The organism is Acidicapsa acidisoli (assembly GCF_025685625.1).
Classification (GTDB): Bacteria; Acidobacteriota; Terriglobia; order Terriglobales; family Acidobacteriaceae; genus Acidicapsa; species Acidicapsa acidisoli.
The window spans coordinates 41965-63966 of the sequence record NZ_JAGSYI010000008.1 but is presented as its reverse complement, the minus strand read 5'-3'; the positions used below and the strand labels follow the sequence as shown (position 1 = coordinate 63966).

Here is a 22002-nt window from a genome sequence, read left to right as displayed (position 1 = left end):
GGAGCAGCCGATGAGTTGGGTATCACTGTCCCCGCGCTGAAGAGCCGAGTATTAAGGGCTCACCGAAATGTCTCAAGCCAAGTCAGCCGAGGTTTGCTTGAAGAGGTGGGTTAGATAGAGGAGAGCCTCACCGGCCGTGACGGTTCTTAGTCTTTGATACGCACCGCAGAACTCAACGGAACAGGGAACAGGAGTTCAGTATGTTCAATCAATTCGCCGTATTTACCACAAAGTTGTGTGCTGCCGTCGTGTCGAGCACACCAAACGTACCGCTACAGCATTCCGAAGCGAAAACTATCGTTCTCGTCCACGGCGCCTGGGCGGACGGTTCGGCTTGGAGGAGCGTCTAAGGAGATGTTACTCCAACAGATCAAATCCTTTCTCTCGATTGCTGAGACCCTGCACTTCGGCCGCTCGGCAACTCTAATTCATCTCAGTCAACCTGCTCTGACCCTCCAAATTCAAGCACTTGAAGAGGAGGTCGGCGTCAAACTCTTAGAGCGAAACCGACGGGGAACAAAAGTTACCGCTGCTGGTTTGGCTTTTCGCGAGCATGCCATCGCTGCGATAGCGCAGGTTGAGCAGGCCGTACGTCGCGCGCGCTTAGCAGAGAACCGCAAAGTCGGTTGGCTGCGAGTAGGCCTCATCCCAACTGCCGGTAACGAAATCATGCCCAATCTCATTCGCCACTTCGGGGATTCGAATCCAGAGGCAGAGTTCTCTCTCCACAATATCCACACGCTGAGTCAGATTCAGATGCTGGACGCAGGTTCGCTGGACGTTGGATTTATTCGCCTGCCAATTGGAGAGCATTGCGATCTTGAAGTCGATCCAATTCATCGTGAACCATTTGTGTTCGTGGTACCCGCATCCCATTGGCTGGCAGGCAAAGAGAACGTGCAAGTACGTGAGGTAGCTGCTGAGGAATTCGTAATGCTCGAACGAACAGCTGCTCCTGATTGCCATGACCTGATCTTTGGAATGATGCGTGATGCCGGTGTTGTTCCCAACGTCCGTCACACTACAGGACAGATGCAGACGCTGATCTCATTGGTCGCTTCCGGAATGGGCATTTCTATATTGCCAGCGTCCGCGGTCAAGCATAGTGGCGCGGCCGTTGCTGCTTGTGAGATTGCCGACGTGATACCGCTGTCAGAGATCGGCCTCGCCGTAAGTAAGAGAAACCGACGACCCATCGTCGAGAACTTCAGATCCTTCGCTCTGACAGAGTTAGGCCGAATCAATAGAACATCGCGCGTCACCATGGGCCGGGTAAACAGCCCCGCTTAGGTGACGAACATTCTTTGTGACCGTTGCTCGAACGATAGTTTTCACGAATCTGTAGAAGATTGCTGTCAACGACTTCCTACACGCTTTACGGCATTATTGCCGCTTTCTGCGCCAAAAGGTAAGACGCACGGGTTGTGGGTGCTTTCTCCGCAATAGAGACCGACTTTCTCAACGGTGTGCCGCTATACAAGGAGTATAAGTAATTATGCCCACTATCAGCAGCTGTTTGCACTTCTAGGAACTCAACGGATCGGACACCTCCGGGTATCTTTCCACCGAACCATCGAGGGTCATCCTGCTGACCCCAAGTGACGACGGCTAGAACGGATCCTGCCGGATAGTCACTCGAAGCATGATGCCGCGCATATGCGATAGCCTGCTCATTGCCGGAGATGGTTGCCAATGTATGGTCAACGGGGTTGAGGGTGGATGATATGACTTCCCAGGTGAGAGGGTTGTATGGAAGCTCTCCCGATAACTCGGCGTCACGATTGAGTCTGGTTTGTATACGAGCACTTGGCTGCGAGCATGCAGTCAAGAATATCAACATGATCGCCCCAAGTAAGCGAACGGTAGTCACTTCGCACCTCCTTGCCGTGCATTTATCGGCATCGTAAAGACATAGTCATTGCGTCTGACCGCGTGATGACAGTCAACGCAGTGAGTGCTTGCGAAGTCCGCCGTATGCCCATCGGGCTTCAGATCGGTACCGATCCATCTTCCCCAGCCCCAACCTGCCGTAGTTTGATACCTTTTACTGTCGCGAATCATGAGCTCCACTTGGACGAACTGTCCGGGCCCGATCATTCCGGTTTGGTCCCGCTTTTCATGCCAGGTGACCTTTCCGATCATGGCTCCATCCGGCCACGGATTGATATGGTTGTCAGCGATCGCCCTTACCGCAAGATCGTTGCCCAGAACAACACGTATGGTGTGATTCTCGACGCGTTCGGTGCTGCCAATCTGCTTCCACGTCTTGTATTCGGGATGGAATGGAATGCCGTCAGGTGTACTTTGTACGGTGTGAATGGCTTCACTTCCATCTACCCAACGAACATATTCGCGCTCCGCTGCATCAACTTGAGATGACGTGGCTATTTGAGGATCCTCTGATAGAGTCGTCGAGTATTTGCGCAGAATGTCCAGTTGCTCAGGAGTGACCGTGGAGTTCGGATGCACCATTCGATAGGAAGGAAGTGGCATCGCGCCAAGTCGAATTTGATTAAAGGCATCGAATAGAGCTAATCGCTGCTGTTCTTCCGGGAGTGCCGCAATCTCGGAGAAGTTCAGATGCGCACGTGCGCGTTGGACATCGCTGGAAACAATCCAGTAGGCCGGCACCATTTGATCGAACCACAGCAGTCTTGTTTCGTTCGAGTGGCAGCTATAGCACGAGTGCTTAAAGATCGCTTTAACCTCGGGTGGTGCCACGATCTCAGCTGTTACTGGAGGATTACTTAGCTTTGGCCGCATAAACTGCAAGCCAACGAAGATCATCAGTGCAATCCCCAGGGCTGGCAATATTAGCTTACAAAACGAGGTCTGTTTCATGAGCGATCTCCGTATTGCATGTATATGCCGAAAGCCGGTTTAGTAAATCAAATTATTGAAAGAGAATCTTGGCCATCATTCCCTTGTCTTCGTGTTTCAACAAGTGGCAATGAAAGACAGACATCCCGCGGATAAGCGGATCGGTAAAATCCATAATCAGATCAACAGAGCCCTCCGGCGTGACGTTTACTGTGTCTAGCCACTCAGGCTGTGCCGTCTTCTTACCGTCCTCTTGGAAAACGAGAAAATGCACCTGATGGATATGAAACGGGTGAATTTCATGGGAGTGATTGACGACACGCCAATGTACGTAATGCCCAACCTTCACAGTGAGCAAGGGTCCGTCGCTCGGCGAGTACCTCTTATCGTTCACGTAGAAACCATGCACATCTTCGGAGAACGTCACGATGAACTCGGGCGTGCTGCTCTCCAGCGTCCGCACTAGGGTAGGAGAAAGCGTCTTATACACAGCCTTGCTTGTATGGGGAGTTACCGAGGGAAACTGATCTGTTGTTGCGTCCGTTGCGCTGAGATCTGCGACGACCATCGCAGGATTTGGGTCACCATCGCTCCCTGTGTCGACGCAACGTGTCCTGAGCGAAGCGTGCACGCCTGGCTTCGGTCCGGTAACAATCGCTTCAACGCGTCCCGCCGGCGCGACTAGAACATGCCGCAATGACTCAGTTCGGCGATTGGGGTCGTGATAGCCGAGCGGCATTCCATCCAGCGCTACTACCGTCAATTGTTCTGAGTCGATCTCCAGGTCGGCATAGAAGTCGGGAGATGCGTTGACGATACGCCAGAACTGTTTCTCTCCGGGTCCAATGCCTATCTGCGGTCGGACCACACCATTCACAGTGAAGATCCGTTGGGGGTCGCCAGCGGCCGCGCCACAGGCTGTCGGAGAGAGTTGTACCCGCTCCTTCAGATAGGAAGACGTTGCGTCGTTCTCGCGCAATTCCGCATCACGAAGGATGAGAATGCGCTCCCTCATCGAGCGCACCTCAGGGGCATATCGGTCGATGCCATCAATGACAATGGCTCCTGACATCCCATCGAGATCCTGCTGATAGCTCTCCCCATGGGGATGGGTATGATACCAATACAACCCGGGAGGTTGATTCTGGGGGATGTCGACCATGTAGTGCAGCGATTGACCAGGCATGGCCATCATTGAAAGAACATCGTCTTGAGGAGAATGCGGCGAGACGTGAAGCCCATGGAAATGCAGGTTTGTCATGTTCATGCAGGGGCCGTCGACACATAACTCCGTGGATTTCGTTGACATCTGATTGACGTACTCCACGCGGATGTTCCCGCCTGGCTCCACCCGGATGACTGGAGGAATGTTGTGACCTTCAAAGGAAAATGCTCCCTTCCCACTCGTCGGATCGTTCACCGCATATAGAACAAAGGGTCCATGCACCTCGGGAAGTGTTGGAAGAGTGACACCGTCGTTGGAAGTTCCCGACTGTTGTGCTTGGAGGCAAGGTTGAGCGGAGAGACAAAGCAGAACGGCACAATGAATTGCCGCCTTTGACGTGTTGGGCCGTGTCGTCCACATACGAAATAATCTCCTTCGCGATTCGAGCGCTGAGACGTCTTCTCTCGCCTTAAGCTACGGGTTGGTGCTCGGCACAGTACCGAGAGTTACGATCCGGTACCGCGCCAAAGCAGGAGTCTAAAGTCGGATGGCTACTGTGCGTGCGCTGCAGCTTCTTCGATGACCGCCGCAACTTCCTTCGGACGCGAGGCGTATACCGAGTGGCTCGCACCTACAATCTCTGTGGTGTGACTCTTGGCGCGCGCAGCATACCATCGCTCCAACTCGGGATTGATCGTCCTATCCTTGGTCGCTACGATCATCCAACTCGGCTTGCTGCGCCATGCAGCTGTTTTGATGACGGCCTTAAAGTTCTCAGCAAAGTTGAGGACCTGCGAATGTGCCATGAACTCGGCCTGCTGTGCAGGCAAGTCCGCAGCAAAGTATTCATGAAATTGTGCGGGATCGAGATATGTAAAGCCATCAGCGGTCTTCTTGATTGCGGTCGACTTGCTCACGTCGCTCGGAAAGCGTTTGCCATCATCAGCTTCGTCTTCGCCAGCATCAGGCATGTGCGCAGCAACATACACCAAACCAGCAACGGAGGGGTCAGTGCCCGCCTCTGTAATGACAGCACCTCCATAGCTGTGGGCGACAAGAATGCTCGGGCCGTCTTGAAGCGCGAGGATACGTCTGGTGGCCGCCACGTCATCTTTGAAAGAGCTCTCTGGCTCCTGAACGATGCTCACCTTGTAGCCATCCTTTGTGAGAATTTCGTAGACGCCATTCCAGCCAGAGCCATCTGCCCATGCGCCGTGAACTAAGACAATATTCCGAATGCGATGCGCTTCGCCTTGTGCGTTCAAGCGAGCCGGAGTACTCACGAGGACGCCTGCCAATGCGGCGGCCAACACGAGTGTTTTAGTGGGGTTGTTCATGTGTATAGACCTTTCTGTGAGTGGCCGCCAATTCATTCCGCTTGCCACACTTCTGATTAGAGGCGTCCATCAGTCATAAACTTGGTTGTACAGGTTCTGCTCTGTAATAAGTGGAGCAAATAGAAGTAGCGTTGGCGTTGCCGCGTTCTACCAAACTAAGGTGATCTGGAGCGAAACGATGCGTGAGAAAGATCTTTTGCTAATAAGTAGAACTCACCTGCAGATGACTCGATCTCTCGGATGAGATGTCGGGTTCGGGCGATCTCCCGTGCTCGATGTTGACCACCTTCAAAATAGACCCCGAACTCTAGTTGGTCGACGTTTGCCAACTCCGACGACACAGACTCTCGAAGAGCATTGAAGTGGATTCTGTCCGCGGCGTCGAGACAATGTTCAAGGATCCGTCTAAGTTGGTTTGTAGCGCTATTAATGATTACCAGGCATTGGCATAACACGTCGCTTGTACGAGAAAGCCAAAGTTGATCAAAGATGAACCACATGACCAAAATACCGAGCGCGACACCGATCACGCGATCTCGCGCGGGCGATATATTTGAGGTGGAACTGAAGCCGAGCAATGCCGTCAAAAAGAAGCCAAACCCAATCTGTACGACGACATAACTCATTCGTGGACTCCGTAAGACCCATCCTGAGAGAAATGAGACTGCGGCGACGACTATGATCAAAGAAGAGATGGAATCCATGTTGGGGTACAGCAATGAGACCGTGGCAATGCCAAGTACACCTCCCAGAAGTGCGCCCGCTAGGCGGTACAGTTGTTTTTGTCTAATTGCGCCTGTTGTCATAGCCGCGTCAAGTTGCCCAGATGCCTGCTGCACGCGATAAAACTCAATCGCGGTGTTGTAGGCGATCGTCTGATGGACTCGCGACAACTGCAGAGTCGGTGCAATTTCTAACGCCTTACTGCCTTCATGCCGCGATTTGCGGCTGAAATCGAGAAGGGAATACTGCAGTTCCAGTTGAGCCTGCGCGAGAGGCTCCTCTACGGTGACATATTCGCGCGGGGCAATCGGCATCGGAAATGGGAAGATAAGACGTGTGTCGCGTCCTTGTGCTGCGAACGTAAGAAGAGGGAGATAAAGAGCCTCATCGACACCGACCCTTTCCAAAGAACGTTTAGCTTCAATCCACGCGATCCATCCCTCGGGACTTGAAGTTTCTGCGATGTCGATCAACTCAGTTAAGCCATAAATATGGCCGTTAAGAACACGAGGGATTGGAACTGCAGTGCGTGTCGCTCCGATGCAACGACTTACGTCTTTTGATGTCACAATGATCCCGCAGTTCGACCGAGACCTTTCAAGATCACCTAGATGCGACTGCATAGAAGAGGAGCCCCAGTTGTCCCAGTCCCCGCTTTGCGCAAGTAAGGGTAGCGCGCCGGTGTAAAGTATGAGTCCTAGATCGACTGGGAATATTCTTGCGAATCGGAATTGTGTTTTGATGTTCAAGTCCTTGCCGCTAATCTCGCTCGTCTCTCGAAACCTAAAATGTTGAATTAACTCAGGACAAGATGCAGTAGCTTGTCGAAGTTGTCCGGCGTGATCACATTGGCTTTGATATTCGAGAGATTCTCCTGTGCCAAGTCCCTCAAGGTGTGGCCGGGAGGTAACTGGAGAAGTAGCTCGCAACCGAGTTCCTGCGCGATGCTTGTAGCATCGTGCCAACGCACTCCGTGGGCGATGTTGTCGGCCAGGTCTTTTGCTATGCCCTTCGCAGTGCGCACAGCTCGTGCGTTCACGTTACTGATATAAATGACCTTTGGATCTTGAACCGAAATTGCTTCCAACTGTTTTCGAAGCGAGTCTGCAATGGGCTGTAAGAGCGGGCAGTGGGATGGTACGGGCACATCGAGCAGCTCTGCCTTCCTCGCCCCTTGCAGTAGGGCCTTCGCTAACACCGCTTTCATCCCTTCAATGGAACCGGCAATTACAATCTGTAGCGGAGCATTGATGTTCCCAACAAACACGGGATGCTCCGTCGTGTTTACCGATATAACCAACCTGTTTACATGCGCCTCGCTAAGCCCCACTATGGCCGCCAACCCATACCCGGTAGGGTACATATGCTCCATCTGTTCGGCTCGCGAGCGCACTAGCCGTATTGCATCTGAGAGTTCAATCGCTTCAGCTACGACGGCTGCTGAGAAGGCACCAATTGAAAGCCCTGCTACCGCGAATGGTCGCACACCGCTCCGCTGCAGGGCTCGCGCAGTAGACACACCTACCGCAAAAAGAGCGAGTTGAACTGAAACGGGTGAGCGCAGAGCGTCCGCGGAATCTAAAGTCCGGGCGTCGATCCCCAGGGCCTCACTTATTTCGGCTAATGTTTCATCAACGGCTGGATGCTGGACGAGATCGTGAAGCATCTGTGGTCTTTGCGAACCCTGTCCTGGAAAGAGTAAGCCTGTATTCATTTCAAGCCACCTTCACCTGCCACGTCCCAAGGATCCTCAACGAGATGTCGCCCATCGGGAGTGCGAATCATAATCTTTGCGGATCGTCGAAGAGCGTACTCCTCAAGCGAAAATCCACAACATGGAGTTTCGACACGCACATCGACCTTCGCTGGCAACGAGCTCAAGGTGCTCCATAGATCGTGAGCGATAGCATGGGCTATTCTCTGCGAAGCGAATAGCGCAAGGTCTAGGTCACTTGATTCGGTAGTCACGCAATCGCCGGTAGCAAGTTCAAAACCGACACTTCCGACTGGTCCCCAGTTCAAATCGAGGTCCGCGAATTCCTCCTCAACTAACGCAAGGGTCTTGAGCGCTGGAATGGCCTTGCGTGAGTCATGTGCGAGGGAGGTGCGCAGTTGGAGAGGTTGTTTAATCAAGACCACATCTGTCATTTCCACCAAACCTCCCCAACGCTGATTCCTGTTAGTTCCTCGAATTCCGACCGCAATCTTGCTGGCTGGCGCGTTCACCCGCCGCACAACGACCCACGGGATGCGCCTCATCGCCATCTGCACCCACGGAAGCTCAGTCATACATGCTGGATGAATCGTTTCTGATCTCAGGTAGAGGAGATCATGTACTCGCGGTACATCATAGATAGCGCCAACCATAAAACCTCAAAAGTACTTCGTCATTACCAGCATCCATAGTGCTAGCGAAAGCCATCCAGCGCCGTAGGAGGCGATCAGTCCTGAACTGGCCGCTTCAGGTGTTGCGTCAAAGCTTTTACCGAAAACGAGCCCGAAGAAGCCGCCTGGAATTGCACTAATGATCGTGATGTCTCGAACATGATCGCGGCTCATATGGAAGAGGAGAGTCATACTAAGAGCGAAGATCGGTTGGAATAACAGGATGGTGATGGTCGCCCAAAATACACTCTGGTCGAATCGAAATCGCTGTGCTGAGACAACTACTCCCGTGAGGATCAGCGAAGAAGCTGTTGCCGCACTTCCCAGGGTTATGAGGGTGTCGTTAGCGTAGCTGGGTAGATGTACACCGAAGTAGGCGCCAATCAGCGCAAGTGCTGGAGCCCATACTACTGGCCGGGCGAGAGCCCGAACAAAACTATGAAGCACATTTCGAATACTGATTCCGGTTCCGTGTGATTGCTTATCTGCTTCGAGAAGCGCCACTGTAAGTGGGGAGATGGTAATAGAGCCCACTGCAATGGACATTGCTGCCGTGATAGTGGACGCAGGGCCAAACGATGTGGCGAACAAAGGCAGCGCAATAGCGGCGGAGTTTGGAAATCCAATCGTAAGAGCCAACACCGAAGCGTCGGAGATCGACATCTTGAGCGATCGCCGTGCCCATATATAACCGGTGGCATAGAGCACAGTGAATACAAGTGCGATCATCAGAGCCGTTGGAATTTGTTGCTCGAGGTCTTCTCGCGAGGTTCGGATGATGGTTGAAAACAGGGCGCAGGGGATCGTGAAGTTCATGACAAGCACTATTAGGTTTCGGACATTCACGTTATCCATGACGCCTCGCCGGCCTGCGATATACCCCAACAGCAGACCGACGAAGATCGGTACGAGCGCATCAAGAAGAACAGTGATCACTGCGGCTCCTTAGGACTTCTTCCACTGCGCTTCGAGCATTGCGCGGACCGCAATACTGGCTTTACGTGTCTGTTTTGCGGCGTCGGATTCTAAACGATTACTGAGGTCGGTTAATCCAGATCGCGCGTCCTGAACCGCCCCAATCAGGCCCTGCTTCACGATTTCGACTTCGGATGCGGTAGGCTGCAGAGGATTCTCGACATGGAGCAGTTTGTAGAGCAAGCCAAGTTTTGCATAGTCCTTGACGTCATACGACATGGGAGCAATCTCATGGCCGAGCCGCTCGAGTTCCTCCACGGACCGCCGCGTAATTCTTGCTGCTGCTTCTTTGTGCATGGCATGAATGACGATTCCTGCATCGTCGAAGGCGAGAATACGGTTCGCTTGATAGCCGTGAGTCAGGAACCCCCCAGAGAACGCGTGCCCTGCAACTAGGCTGATTACCGGATGACCTGCCATTCTCGCGGAGGCATAGGCATCTGCTGAGGTCGCTGCTGCCAGGAATATTCCTGCCGTCTCTTCGCGGCGACCGTATGCTTGGCTCTTGACGTCGACTAGCGCAATTATCGGCCGCTTTTTTGACTTAGGTTTGTCACGATCTTCGGCCATCACTTCACGTACTCGTATGGCCAGCGTGTAAGCCTCTTCCAAACCGACTTGTCCGTCCCGCACACAGGGGAATCGGCTTTCAGTGTTCGGCACAACGCACAGAAACAGGCTGGTCTCGTTGCCAAGTAAGCTATTCGAGGCGAGCACAGAGCCTGGATCGCCTGCCAACGGCTCATTCTTTCCGGTCAAAGCCTGAAACCAAGCTCTTCCGCGTAACCCTACGTGCTCGCTCATCGCGCACCTCCCGTGGTGTCATTGCCGTTCCATTTTTTTCGCAGACTAATCGGATCGATCTGTTTGGACATATCCAGCGTAGCGATACGATCGCGGTTGAGTTTGACCTGTTCGCTTCTATACTCGGACGGGGGACCGGCCTGAACATAACTACGAATCGCGGACGCAATCCTCCCTGCGTCGTCTTCAACGAGCTCATCTGCCTCTCCGATACCGACTCGCTGTTCGCCGCCGTGAATTGCCCAGATCAGAGCGCGATCAGATGCATCGAACTCATCGATGCCAGACTCTTGTTCGATGACTTCAGGACCATTGAGTCCAAGGCGAGCCTCTTTGGTCATGATGACGTAGCTTGACACACCAGCTGCAAGGGACATGCCGCCGAAACAGCCAACGGTGCCGGCTACAACGGTGATCACTGGGGCGTGCCGGCGCAAGGCGAGAATCGACGAAATTACCTCGGCTATCGCAGCGAGCCCAAGATTCGCTTCCTGAAGTCGAACTCCACCTGTTTCAAGGAGGAGGACGGCGGCAGTCTTTGTTCCGGTTTCCGAGTCTTTCGTTGCAAGATCCAGAGCCGCTGTCATCTTGGCGCCCGACACCTCACCAATGCTGCCTCCCTGAAACGCTCCTTCAAGCGAGACAACGACTGCTGGAAGGCCGCCGATCTTGCCTTTAATCACGATGCAGCCATCGTCGGCTTGTGGAGCGACGCCCTGTATTGGAAGCCAAGGAGATTGGACTCGATCAAATGGGCCGACCAACTCCTTTGCCGTTCCTTCGTCAAACAGGCTTCGGGCACGCGCCCTGCCATCAAGCTCGATAAAGCTCTTGCGATTTACGAACGCGGGAAAGTTCTCTGCTGTGCTCACTGCTCAATCGCCTCCACTGCTTGTTCCAACCGCAACAGCACGCTTCCTGGGGTTGCGCCTGCGTCGTTGATCTGGATTTTTATGGCTCCATTGAACTTCGAGAAGAAGCGATCAAAGACGGCCTTCCACGAGTCCTGAAAGCCATTCACGCTAGTAGTGATCGTGACGTGTGCCCCGTCCCCGTCGGCCGGCTCCATGAGGACTTCCATATCTCCAGACCCCACTACGCCGACATGAGCCTTCTTCGTGATGCGACGGTTCGCCGTCGGATAATCGAACTCAATCTGTTCCATATGATTCCTCCAAAAGACTGTTGTCCCTTTCCACGTCGTACAGACGTCGTTCAATTGCGTCCAGAAAGAGAGTAGCGGCGAGCAGATCCGCGCTTCCTCCCGGCGAGATGTTTCTGGCAAAAAGTGCGCGACTGAAGCGACGCAGCATCTCGTCTCCGGCCGCACAGCCAGGCCCTCCTGAAGCGAGCACCTCTCTCGCACCGTGTTTTACCGTCTGCAGCCCCTCGTCTCCGCCACGATAGAGAACACATGTGTCTTCTAAACTCGCCATGATGGCAAGGAGCGATGAGAGCCTACTGTTTGTCTCCGATAGTCCGCACTCGCGAGCAGCGCGAAGGGCAGGAAGACCAACCTTTACTACGTGGGGGAAGCCGGCACATGCCTCTCCCCGAGCCCCTTTTGCTCCATACCGGCTCCGAACCAGATCGCCGTGGGATACAAGTTGAGGGCGCGCGTAGTCAGGAAGTTGGGCGAGCAGACCCGCGTCTTTCGCGATGGCTCCAGGATGGAGACTGCCACTCTGTGCCGTAGCCGTGACTAGGAGCCCTAACACCCAGATAGCGCCTTTGTGAGCATTACTACCCCCGGTTTCTCGCAACATCGCAGCCTCTGCTTCCCGTCCGATGGCAGCGACCTTTGCTCGCAATGACTGATCCATCCGAGCGTTGCACGATGCGGCAGCCATGGCTGTGAAGTACGGGGCGATGGCCGACGCGGATCGTCGCATGATGTCCAGCGACAAATCCGAATGCGCGCCAGATCCTCGCCGGTCCACCAGACCCGGCTTTGGGGTTAGCTCCGCTTCAGCGACCAGCGCTTGAAGGGCCAACTCTGCCAACTGATCCGTATCCAGCAGGGGGTGAAACGGGGCGGCCGCTTTCGTCATTGGAATCATGTTTGCCATTACCAGTTCCTGAACTTCGCGGGAGCTTGGTAGAGGCCGCCGGACCACGCAACCAGGTCTTCCATACTTCGCGCGGCAAGCAGAGAACGGTTGGCCTGAAGGCGATGAACCCCGATGTCTTCGGGATACGCTACGATTCCCTTGCGCCGGAGTTCAGCGGTTTCTTCAGGTTTTGCTTTCAGGCCGACAGGGCTTACGCCCGCGACTGCCGCCAGTGCGCGGCGGCGCTCTTCGATACCCTCGGTCTTATACAAATAGGCGATTCCTTCTTCCGTCACGACGTGACTCACGTCGTCCCCGTAAATCATGATTGGCGCAATGGGCATTCCGGCCTGCTTCCCGACCTCGACCGCGTCCAGTGTTTCAACGAAGGCAGGAACCCCACCACTGGCGAAGGTTTCCAGCGTCTGAACCACGAGCTTACGTCCTCGAGCTGTCGGACTAGGATCTGTTTTGAGATCGAGCCACGTAGCGCTAGAGTGCCTCCGTCCATGGGGGTCACTTCCCATGTTCGGCGCTCCGCCGAAACCAGCCAGGCGTCCAGTCGTTACTGTGGAAGAGTTAGCATCTCCGTCCATCTGAAGGGTCGCTCCGATAAATGCATCCACCGCGTACTGTCCTGCCAGTTGGCAAAGAACACGGTTAGAGCGAAGGCTACCGTCGCGGCCGGTGAAGAAGATGTCAGGACGAGCCCGAATGTATTCATCCATTCCAACTTCGCTACCGAAAGAGTGCACGCTCTCCACCCAGCCACTCTCGATGGCCGGAATTAGAGTCGGATGCGGGTTGAGAGCCCAGTACTTGCAGATCTTCCCGCGTAGCCCCAACGACTCAGCGTAGGTGGGAAGGAGAAGCTCAATGGCTGCTGTATCAAAACCAATACCATGGTTCAACGACTGAACCAGGTGCATCTCGTAGATGCCGCGAATGACCATCATTCCAGTGAGGATTTGGAGATCGTTGATGTGCCGCGGGTCACGTGTGAAGAGAGGCTCTACAGCGAATGGTTTATCCGCCTCAATCACAATGTCGACCCAGGATGCCGGGATATCTACCCGAGGAAGTTTATCGACGATCTTGTTGACCTGTACGATCACGATCGCATCGTGAAACGCGGCGGCCTCAACAATGACCGGTGTATCCTCGGTGTTCGGCCCCGTAAAGAGATTGCCCCCTTGGTCGGCCTGTTCGGCGCACACTAGAACCACATTCGGAACGAGGTCGACCAGCAACCGCGCGTATAGCTCGACATAGGTGTGAATAGCCCCGATCTCAAGCACACCATCTTCGAGAAGTTGCGCGACCCGAAGGCTCTGGGGACCTGCGAATGCGAAGTCCACCTTCTTGGCGATACCTAGTTCGAAGAGTGTGAGATGCTCAGGGCGGCTAATGCTGGAGATGATGAGATGTAGATCGTGAATCTTCATCGCATCAACCTTGACTAGAGAGCGCGAGAGGAAGTCCGCTTGCTTCTGATTATCTCCCTCCATCACGATGCGATCGCCACTCACAATGACAGACTCAAGGGCGTCGACGGTCTTCTCTCGAGGCAGGATTGGACCGCTCATCCAGGCTTGCAGGGCTCGCATCCGCCGCGCCTTCTCATCACGCCTGGTCGTCCAGGACGTTCTCTGCTGCAGTGTGTGTTCGCTCATTCGGGTGCTCCTTTGCCTTTCACTAGAGATTAGAGCCTAAGGTTGGCGATTGGGATATTTGTAGTTTTTTATTATCGTGATGAGTTCTATAAATCAGTGAATTTCAGCGAACTTTTTGTCACATCCGTGCGTTTTTCATCCGAGCTGAACTTGATAAAACAGAGAAGGAGGAACTAGTCAGCGCATCCTGCAAGCGGGATGTGTGAGGGAGATCGGTTGCTGTGCTCGCTATGAACCTGCAATTGCCGATATCGCCGGAGAACGCTGACCTTTATTTGGAGCTACAACGCAACCTGACTTTCCTGTCTATCGCACAGAGCCTGGGACTGGATGCTTCGGCTGTTGGGATCGTCTAAGGCATTGAATTCCGCAGTATCGGTGTTGGAAGAATTGGGCTGTCGTCTCTTCCGTTGGATGAGAAGCGCGATGTCGTTGGGCGCAAGTAACAATATTCGAAGAACGAGGTAAAGAAGATCCAAGTCCCGTAACACTATCTTTCCGAAAGTCCGCCTCTCCATCGCGTTCTACCCGCGAGCACCGTCTACTCCATTACGCTTCCGAGCTCTTCGATCCAACCTCCAACGCATCACAGATAGCATCCGTCATCTCAGTGGTCGAGTTGTTTCCGCCAAGGTCACGAGTCCTGACCTCTCGCTTCCTTAGCACTGTCTCGATCGCATGCATCAGGAGAGCCGCGAGTTCTCTCTCTCCAAGGAACTCCAGCATCATCTGCGCCGACCAGATACTGCCGATCGGGTTCGCCTGATTTTTTCCCGCCAACTCGAATGCAGACCCATGAATCGCCTGAAAAAGGCTTGGGTAACGGCGTTCCGGATTGAGGTTCGCGCTTGGCGCCAGGCCGAGACTTCCAGTGATCGCCGCACCAAGATCTGACAGAATGTCTCCGAACAGATTTGAGGTCACAAAAACATCCAGCGTTTCCGGCTGGCTGACCATTCGTACGGTCATCGAGTCAACCAGCTGCTTATCTGAAGTAATACTTGGGTATTCGCCTGAGATCTGCGTAAAGACATCGTCTCAGAAGACCATATTGTGCTGCATGCTGTTCGATTTCGTTATACTCGTCACCCGTTTTCTATCGTGCTTTACCGCCCAGTCGAAGGCGAATCGCATCAGCCGTTCAGTGATGCTGCGCGTGAATACTATCGACTGGATGGCGACCTCTTCCTGCTTATGAATGTGGACACGTCCGCCAGCGCCGGCATACTCTCCTTCGGAGTTTTCTCGGACACAGACCATATCGAGAAAGTGCGATCCCTGATTTCGAAGGGGGGGTATCGATTCCTTCGAGCAGTCGTAAGGGACGGAGATTGATATATTGGTCGAGTCCTTGGCGGATTGGAAGCAATAAACCCCAGAGCGTGATGTGGTCGGGAACATGAGGGCTTCCAACCGGCCCTAACAGAATGCCGTCAAAGCCTCCCTGCTCCAGTTGTTGCAGGCCATCTTCGGGCATCAAGGCGCCTTTTTCCTGGTAGCGGGTGGTGCTCCAGTCAAAGTATTGAAAGTTGAAAGCGATGCCACCATCAAGCTGCGTGAGCTTCTCGAGAATCTGACGGCTGGAAGTAATCACTTCAGGTCCAATTCCGTCTGCTGGCAAGCAAGCAATATGGAATTTCTTCATGAGCATTTCTCCCTTCCCGCTAGTGATGCGTTTGCTCCAGCCAGCTGTGTCTGTAAAGGGAACTCCTGGCGCATGGTCATGCTGAAGAAGCTTCGATCTTCGTCAGTCCCCGAAACAGCTATCCTCCTTTGTTACTGGGGCAATTCTCACTCGCCATTGTGCTCCAGGCTCGAACTCAGACCCAAGCCTAGGCTGATCCATGAGGCTGCGATGCCGACCAAAATCCCTGCAGCGGTGTCGACGAGACGCAAAATGGGCTGTATCCAGGCATTCTGCGGACTAAAGTCGGCGATGACCAAGATGACAGCTGTTGTAATGGCCGCCATGACGATGTCCTCGGATCGGCGAACCAGCGCCAAAATGATTGCAATTATCCCGATCAATGCGACCATTCCTACGATGTGAAACGGGAAGAAAAGCAGGTATCCGAGACAGGCGGCAAAACTTACCAGCGTTGCAACTGTACGCGACACAACGGCGCGAGCCATCTTCTGGTAGCTACTGCGGTACACAAAGATGGTGGCAACCACCGCCCACATGCCACCAAGCAAATCATCATCTCTTGAAACGCTGTATTCGCGAGTCAGGACAGTTGTAATTAACCAATAACTGAGCAGACAGGCAATCGCCAGGATCGTGGCTGAGCCAACTGCATGGCTCATGCGGAATAATGGGCCCCGTTGCGATGCGCCGCTCTCTGTTTGTCCAGTCGCCATAAGTTCACTCCTTGTCAGGTACAAGTAGAAACAATTGAGGTTGCTCTTTCGAAGTTCAAATAAAGACGCTGCGAATCAACGCACAGCGTCATTGGGACAGCTTAGACAATTTTCTCCATCTATCTCACTCCTCTCCGCAGCGGTGCGCGTGCACAAAATCGCGGGAATGTATCCATACGTACGGTCTGTTTAGCTCGACTCTACGCGGCAGATCTAGTCAGATCCCTTACGTATGCGTCGGAAGGGGGCAGTGGATAGCAGATACACCTGCAATGAGTGGTCTTGCGGTCCAGTGACTCCGTTAGCTGCAGGACTCTGGCGAAACTGATAGCCGACCTCAACCGCCCAATGTTCTCCTAGCCGAGAACCGAAAGCGCTATACGTGACGTCGTTGTTGAACAACGACGACGCCTTGCGGGTAACGTTTAGGTAAACCTCGTTATAAGCAACGAAGTAATGCTCAGGGAGCCCCGAACGGCCGAGCGGGATCTTGACAGTCAAGCGGTAACGGGCTCGTTGACTAAAACTCTTATCTTCGTATCCCTTGCCTTCCACTGCGGTATCTTGCCAGCGTTGCTCCAGCCTAAAACGCTGAATCAGTTGGGGAGCGGAATCTTCTTTATCAAACAGTCTGTAGGTCATCTGTTGCTGCTCGAAAATCCGATTCTCTATCTGCTTCCCAACGATTGGCGGTGGGCCAAAAGAACCATTCGCCGTCGGCTGAGCTCGAAAAAACGTGTAAGCGACAAGTGACTCTTGCGAGGGGCTTTCATTCATAGTGATGCCTGGTCTCAGTTCCAACTGCTCGAACTGGGAAAGCCCTAGAGTTCTTCTATAAGAGCCTTCCAGGTGGACAGCCCATAGTTTCGTAATGGGTTGGTCTCCGAAATAGCTGAGCCAAACGCTGCGGTCGGTGCCCCCTGAGGGCTGCGGTGCCTGGGCGAAAGCAGGTAAAGCAATCAATTGCAGAACAAAGATATGGACTGTCCAACGTCGGCTTCGCGTCATGACTTAAAAAACTCCCGAAACTCAGCGAGCACACCCTCTGGATCTTCCTCCGGGAGTAGATGACCGCATGGGAGCGGTTTGCCGGAGACGGTATTGTTGCTTTTGGCTCTCCACGTTGCGAGGACATCCCAAAGGTGGCCGACTGTGCCTTTTGCCCCCCATAGAGCGAGTAGGGGAGCTTGAATATACTTGTTCCTACTCTCATCCTCACGATCGTGTTCGAGGTCCAGTCCAGCTGCAGCGCGATAGTCTTCGCATACAGCGCGAATGGTACCAAGGCAGCAGTAGCAGCGAATGTACTCCGCCATTACCTCTGGCGAGATCGCACCTGGTGTCTTGCCTTGAACGGCAAGATGATCCCTGAGGTAGTAAGCAGGATCGAGGCCTATCAGGTGTTCGGGCATCGGTGCAGGTTGAATTTGAAGGAACCACCATACATACTTAGTCGCAAACTCTTTTGTCGATTGTTCGTACATTGTCAGAGTGGGCGCTACATCGAGCACGGCTACCTTCTCGACGCTGCTGGGGTGGTCCAAACAAAGGCGATGGGCGACTCGTCCGCCGCGATCGTGGCCGGCTACGAGGAAGCGCTCGTGTCCAAGTTGTCGCATGACTTCGACCTGATCAAGAGCCATGGCATGAAAGGAATAGTTAATGTGCTCGTCGCTGTATCCTGGCTTGCTCGAATCACCGTAGCCTCGCAAATCCGGAAGGACTACGGTGTATTCGTCGGCGAGTGCAGGTGCGATTTTGTGCCATGTCAGGTGTGTCTCAGGATGGCCATGGATAAGCAGCAACGGCCGGCCGTTTCCTTTGGTGAGAACGTTGATTTCAGCACCGGATGTCCGAATTCTCCGAGCTTGGAAGCCGGGCAGGAGTTTCTGCGAGGTAGCCGCAGATGGTGGTTCAGGGAGTTCGCTTAGACTGGCACAAACCCCCGGCACTGGCTGGGCGCTGGGGAGTTCTTGCGCAAGATCGGATGGGCTTGGGGCAGATTTAGACTGTGCATCTGCCGCATTAGGGATCATCGCGGCAAATGCGGCTGCTAATCCACTCGATGTGAAGACTCGACGATTCATGACAACCTCTTCTTTCAATTCGCGATCAGTGAACGTGGCGGGGGTCCCCAGCCCGGAAGCTGAGTGACACCCACAAAAAAGTGGAGTTGCCTCTCTCAGATGCTCTGCGTCAGCGGCCTTACGGAACGTTGAGGCGATGTGCCGTCTAAAGCCGTTGACGCGCTCTATACAGGCGAGCCTTGGCGGTTGCTTTCGAGATAGTTAGTGCGCGGCTGTTCGCTCATTCGGTTGCTCCTTTGTCTTTCACTAGAGGTTAGAGTCTAAGGTTGGTGATAGGGATATTTGTAGTTTCTTATTACCGTGATGAGTTCTATAAATCAGTGACTTTCAGCGAAAGTTTGTCACATCCGTGCGTTTTTCATCCATGCTGCAACTGATAAAACAGAGAAAGAGGAACTAGTCAGCGCATCCTGTCACCGGGATGTGTGAGGGAGACCGGTTGCTGTGCTCGCCATGAACCTGCAATTGCCGATATCGCTGGAGAACGCTGATCTCTATTTGGAGCTACAACGCAACCTGACTTTCCTGTCTATCGCACAGAGCCTGACTGGGACTGGATGCTTCGGCTGGAGTGCTGCTAGTGGAGAAGTCTACTGGTCCGAGCAAACCTACAATATCTTTGAACATGATCGAGCGCCAAACCTTACGTTGGAGATGGTGCTGCGACGAATTCATCCCGATGATAGAGGTCGTGTGCAAGAGGCTCTCATCCGGGCATCTGAGACAAAAGCCGACTTTCATCTTGAATACCGTTGGCTGATGCCGGACGGCTTAATCAAGCATCTCTACGTTGCCGCTCGCGCGTTGACAACTGCATCGGGCAACCTCGAATTTTTGGGCGCCGCAATAGATGTCAGCGCGGCAAAAGAAGCAGAGGAGAAACGCCGGCAAGATGAAGATGAGCTTCGCCGCATTACCGATGTCATTCCGCAACTGATCATCGTCTATAGCCCCGAAGGCTGGCCGATCTATCTAAATCAGCGAACGCTCGAGTACATGGGTCTGTCGCTTGAGGAGGTGCAGGCCGAAAGTTTCCGCGACCGTGTCATTCATCCTGATGATGTGGAGAGGTTCCGAATCATTCGGCAAAATGGGCTACCGAAGGGTGTTCCGTTCGAGACCGAACAGCGGGTCCTCGGAAGAGATGGCAAGTATCGTTGGTTCCTCAGTCGGTACAATCCACTGAAAGACGAGCAAGGCCGGATTATCCGCTGGTACGCGACCGCAACCGACATCGACGACCGCAAGGTGGCTGAACAGCGCCTCCAAAACGAGAATGTTGCACTCCGCGAGGAAGTGGATCGCTCTTCCATGTTTGAAGAGATTGTGGGAGAGTCGACTGCATTGAGCACGGTCCTTGCCCGCGTTACAAAAGTCGCGCCCACAGACTCTACGGTCCTCATCACGGGTGAAACGGGAACTGGAAAGGAACTAATCGCCCGAGCTATTCACAAGCGATCGCGTCGTGCTCAGCGTGCCTTCGTCAGCGTAAATTGCGCCGCGCTCGCCCCTTCGCTGATTTCATCTGAATTGTTCGGTCATGAAAAGGGGGCATTCACGGGCGCAACTCAACGCCGTATAGGTCGCTTCGAACTGGCGAATGGTGGCACCCTCTTTCTGGATGAAGTGGGCGAGTTGCCATTGGATACGCAAATCGCGCTCCTGAGGGTTCTGCAAGAAAGAGAGCTCGAGCGGGTTGGAGGAAAAGAACGGATAAAGATCGACGTTCGAATTGTCACCGCAACGAATCGCGATCTAAACGTGGCGCAGGCAAATGGAACATTCCGCTCGGATCTCTTCTATCGTTTGAATGTATTTCCGGTCCATGTCCCGCCGCTTCGAGAACGTCCAGAGGATATTGTGATGCTGCTCGAATATTTCCTCCATCGATATGCCCACCAGGCACGCAAGGTATTCAAGAGCATTGATAAACATACGCTGGAGTTCTTTAAGGCATACGATTGGCCTGGCAATGTCCGCGAACTCCAAAACATCGTTGAGAGATCGGTGATCCTGAGCCCTGACGACGTATTTTGTGTCGATAACTCATGGCTACCGTCGATTCCTTGTTCGAAGCGCATACCGCAGACGCGCGATGACGTGAGTGATGACGATTCTGAACACGAGCGGAAGATGATTGAGTCCGCTCTGACACAGAGCCGCGGGCGAATATCTGGGCCGAGAGGCGCGGCGACGGTACTTGGATTGCCTTCCTCAACATTAAATTCTCGCATCCAGAAGCTGAAGATCCGCAAAAGCCTATTCAAGCTTGGCTAGACGTCAAGAGAATTGACAGTATTAGCGATTTCGCCGAATTTGACGCAATTCACACGGCTCTCCTCCTCTTCCTTTCCTTTTGTTTTCAATCACTTCAAAATGGCGTTCTACATGCATTCCTTGAGAAGTGCAAGTATTCACGCGATGCTTGCCGAAAAGGCGAGGGGATGACATGCAAAGTCGTTCGACTGATCGACCGCAACCGTTTAGTTCTGCTTCACATAAGCGGCCATCTTCAAGAAATGCACATAAACATGATCGACGACCTTCTTACGAAAGAGACAGATCCTCTGGCTCTTGATTTAGGAGAGGTAACACTCGTAGACCGCGAGGCGGTCAAGTTTCTTGCAACTCTGGATGAGCGGGGCGTTCGGCTCAGAAATTGCCCGGGGTTCATTCGGGAGTGGATGCGCGAGTTGTAGTGGACGGACCTACGGATATAACTCTGTGGACGTGATGAGGAAGCGGCAGACGGGAGTAATGACTAATAAATCACTCGGGAGCACATTCGATGGATATATCAACTTCGTCAGCCTATGCAGGAGTGGATCCGGGCCAAACTCCACACATGCTGGCTTATGTCGCAAAAGGATCGCCTATCGGAATCACGGCCGATACCTCCGATATCTTCTTGGTCGCTGCTGCCAAAGACGGAGACCATCAGGCATACGCAGAGCTGTGCCGTCGACATTCAAAACAACTTCTTCGGACGATTCTAAGGATTACGCGCAACGTTGCAGATGCTGAAGACACGTTACAGGAGACCTTGTTGAAGGCATATGTCCATATCGGGACATTTGAAGGACGAAGCTCCTTTTCCTCGTGGCTCACTCGAATCGCGATCAATTCCGCTTTGATGTTGTCACGGAAGAAACGTTCACATTATGTGTTCAGCCTTGAGGGTGGTGTTGATCGAGACGACTTTAAGTTACCTGAACCCACGGAGACCGCGCATAATCCCGAAGAAGCCTGCATCTCGAATGCTTTGGAAAATGAGTGCATCCGCGCGATTCGATATTTGCCGCCAATTCTTCGAGTTGTAGTGCAGATCCGCTATCGAGAAAACGCTTCTGTAGCTCAGATCGCGAAGATGCTGGGTATCTCCGAATCAGCAGTAAAATCGCGTCTTCTTCGCGCAAGATCGAAGATCCGCGCACGTCTTGAAAAGGCAAAATATCTACCTTGTGGAATCGACCCGAAAGCTCTGGCGTGTGTTCAACGTCCACCGGATTTATCGAAACGAATGCCGCATGAGTGAAAGATATTGCAGTCTCTGCGTCGACGATGATGTCAGCGGCCCTGAAGCCAGGGCAGTTCTCCTCGAAGAAGAGGGTTACTCCGTGA

At 53.4% G+C, this 22002-nt stretch carries 21 protein-coding genes and 1 pseudogene; 4 read left to right on the top strand and 18 right to left on the bottom strand.

Annotation, left to right across the window (positions count from 1 at the left end; genetic code table 11):
* The first annotated feature begins 153 nt into the window (after window positions 1–153).
* Window positions 154–1290 carry a LysR family transcriptional regulator gene (locus OHL23_RS28395; protein ID WP_263355469.1) on the top strand — a complete coding sequence of 379 codons (1137 nt, stop codon included), beginning with the start codon at window positions 154–156 and terminating at the stop codon, window positions 1288–1290.
* An 85-nt stretch (window positions 1291–1375) separates the two neighbouring features.
* Here OHL23_RS28395 and OHL23_RS29145 read toward each other — a convergent pair whose 3' ends face one another.
* The 18 genes and pseudogenes from OHL23_RS29145 to OHL23_RS28315 all read right to left on the bottom strand — a co-directional run bounded on the left by OHL23_RS29145 (window position 1376) and on the right by OHL23_RS28315 (window position 18381).
* The gene (locus OHL23_RS29145; RefSeq protein WP_396127446.1) at window positions 1376–1840 is read right to left on the bottom strand and encodes a cytochrome P460 family protein; all 465 of its coding nucleotides are present in this window, start codon (window positions 1838–1840) and stop codon (window positions 1376–1378) included.
* A 26-nt stretch (window positions 1841–1866) separates the two neighbouring features.
* Window positions 1867–2841 carry a heme-binding domain-containing protein gene (locus OHL23_RS28390; protein WP_263355468.1) on the bottom strand — a complete coding sequence of 325 codons (975 nt, stop codon included), beginning with the start codon at window positions 2839–2841 and terminating at the stop codon, window positions 1867–1869.
* Window positions 2842–2893: 52 nt separating this feature from the next.
* Complete coding sequence (locus OHL23_RS28385) at window positions 2894–4405, bottom strand: multicopper oxidase family protein (protein ID WP_263355467.1); 1512 nt, start codon at window positions 4403–4405, stop codon at window positions 2894–2896.
* Between the two features lie 131 nt (window positions 4406–4536).
* Complete coding sequence (locus OHL23_RS28380; protein WP_263355466.1) at window positions 4537–5322, bottom strand: alpha/beta hydrolase; 786 nt, start codon at window positions 5320–5322, stop codon at window positions 4537–4539.
* 155 nt (window positions 5323–5477) lie between these two features.
* Window positions 5478–6518 carry an FUSC family protein gene (locus OHL23_RS28375; protein WP_263355465.1) on the bottom strand — a complete coding sequence of 347 codons (1041 nt, stop codon included), beginning with the start codon at window positions 6516–6518 and terminating at the stop codon, window positions 5478–5480.
* A gap of 323 nt (window positions 6519–6841) precedes the next feature.
* Complete coding sequence (gene mdcH, locus OHL23_RS28370; RefSeq protein ID WP_263355464.1) at window positions 6842–7759, bottom strand: malonate decarboxylase subunit epsilon; 918 nt, start codon at window positions 7757–7759, stop codon at window positions 6842–6844.
* Entirely contained in the window at window positions 7756–8412 is a 657-nt protein-coding gene (locus tag OHL23_RS29140; protein WP_396127445.1) for a malonate decarboxylase holo-ACP synthase, read from the bottom strand. Before OHL23_RS29140 ends, mdcH begins: the two co-directional genes overlap by 4 nt.
* Window positions 8413–8418: 6 nt before the next feature.
* On the bottom strand, window positions 8419–9366 hold the full coding sequence (locus tag OHL23_RS28365) for an AEC family transporter (RefSeq protein ID WP_263355463.1): 948 nt from the start codon (window positions 9364–9366) through the stop codon (window positions 8419–8421).
* Between the two features lie 9 nt (window positions 9367–9375).
* On the bottom strand, window positions 9376–10209 hold the full coding sequence (gene mdcE, locus OHL23_RS28360) for a biotin-independent malonate decarboxylase subunit gamma (RefSeq protein ID WP_263355462.1): 834 nt from the start codon (window positions 10207–10209) through the stop codon (window positions 9376–9378).
* Window positions 10206–11081, bottom strand: a complete 876-nt coding sequence (locus OHL23_RS28355; RefSeq protein ID WP_263355461.1) for a biotin-independent malonate decarboxylase subunit beta — start codon at window positions 11079–11081, stop codon at window positions 10206–10208. The genes mdcE and OHL23_RS28355 overlap by 4 nt, the downstream gene beginning before the upstream one ends.
* Window positions 11078–11374 carry a malonate decarboxylase subunit delta gene (locus OHL23_RS28350; RefSeq protein ID WP_263355460.1) on the bottom strand — a complete coding sequence of 99 codons (297 nt, stop codon included), beginning with the start codon at window positions 11372–11374 and terminating at the stop codon, window positions 11078–11080. The genes OHL23_RS28355 and OHL23_RS28350 overlap by 4 nt, the downstream gene beginning before the upstream one ends.
* Entirely contained in the window at window positions 11361–12278 is a 918-nt protein-coding gene (locus OHL23_RS28345; protein WP_263355459.1) for a triphosphoribosyl-dephospho-CoA synthase, read from the bottom strand. The genes OHL23_RS28350 and OHL23_RS28345 overlap by 14 nt, the downstream gene beginning before the upstream one ends.
* Window positions 12278–13933: a malonate decarboxylase subunit alpha gene (mdcA, locus tag OHL23_RS28340; RefSeq protein WP_263355458.1), complete on the bottom strand. Its 1656-nt coding sequence runs from the start codon at window positions 13931–13933 to the stop codon at window positions 12278–12280. Before mdcA ends, OHL23_RS28345 begins: the two co-directional genes overlap by 1 nt.
* 549 nt (window positions 13934–14482) lie before the next feature.
* A pseudogene (locus tag OHL23_RS28335) lies at window positions 14483–15193 on the bottom strand (isocitrate/isopropylmalate dehydrogenase family protein).
* Window positions 15126–15584 (bottom strand): isocitrate/isopropylmalate family dehydrogenase, encoded by a 459-nt coding sequence (locus OHL23_RS28330; RefSeq protein ID WP_263355457.1) that lies wholly within the window; start codon window positions 15582–15584, stop codon window positions 15126–15128. Before OHL23_RS28330 ends, OHL23_RS28335 begins: the two are co-directional and overlap by 68 nt.
* 140 nt (window positions 15585–15724) lie before the next feature.
* Entirely contained in the window at window positions 15725–16294 is a 570-nt protein-coding gene (locus OHL23_RS28325; protein ID WP_263355456.1) for an FUSC family protein, read from the bottom strand.
* A 213-nt stretch (window positions 16295–16507) separates the two neighbouring features.
* Window positions 16508–17302 carry a DUF2490 domain-containing protein gene (locus OHL23_RS28320; RefSeq protein WP_263355455.1) on the bottom strand — a complete coding sequence of 265 codons (795 nt, stop codon included), beginning with the start codon at window positions 17300–17302 and terminating at the stop codon, window positions 16508–16510.
* Complete coding sequence (locus tag OHL23_RS28315) at window positions 17299–18381, bottom strand: alpha/beta fold hydrolase (RefSeq protein WP_263355454.1); 1083 nt, start codon at window positions 18379–18381, stop codon at window positions 17299–17301. Before OHL23_RS28315 ends, OHL23_RS28320 begins: the two co-directional genes overlap by 4 nt.
* A 453-nt stretch (window positions 18382–18834) precedes the next feature.
* Between OHL23_RS28315 and OHL23_RS28310 the strand changes: the two genes are divergently transcribed.
* The 3 genes from OHL23_RS28310 (at window position 18835) to OHL23_RS28300 (ending at window position 21916) form a co-directional block, all read left to right on the top strand.
* Window positions 18835–20658 (top strand): sigma-54-dependent Fis family transcriptional regulator, encoded by a 1824-nt coding sequence (locus OHL23_RS28310; protein ID WP_263355477.1) that lies wholly within the window; start codon window positions 18835–18837, stop codon window positions 20656–20658.
* A 167-nt stretch (window positions 20659–20825) separates the two neighbouring features.
* Window positions 20826–21080: a hypothetical protein gene (locus tag OHL23_RS28305; protein WP_263355453.1), complete on the top strand. Its 255-nt coding sequence runs from the start codon at window positions 20826–20828 to the stop codon at window positions 21078–21080.
* An 89-nt stretch (window positions 21081–21169) separates the two neighbouring features.
* Window positions 21170–21916 carry an RNA polymerase sigma factor gene (locus OHL23_RS28300; RefSeq protein ID WP_263355452.1) on the top strand — a complete coding sequence of 249 codons (747 nt, stop codon included), beginning with the start codon at window positions 21170–21172 and terminating at the stop codon, window positions 21914–21916.
* Window positions 21917–22002: the final 86 nt, after the last annotated feature.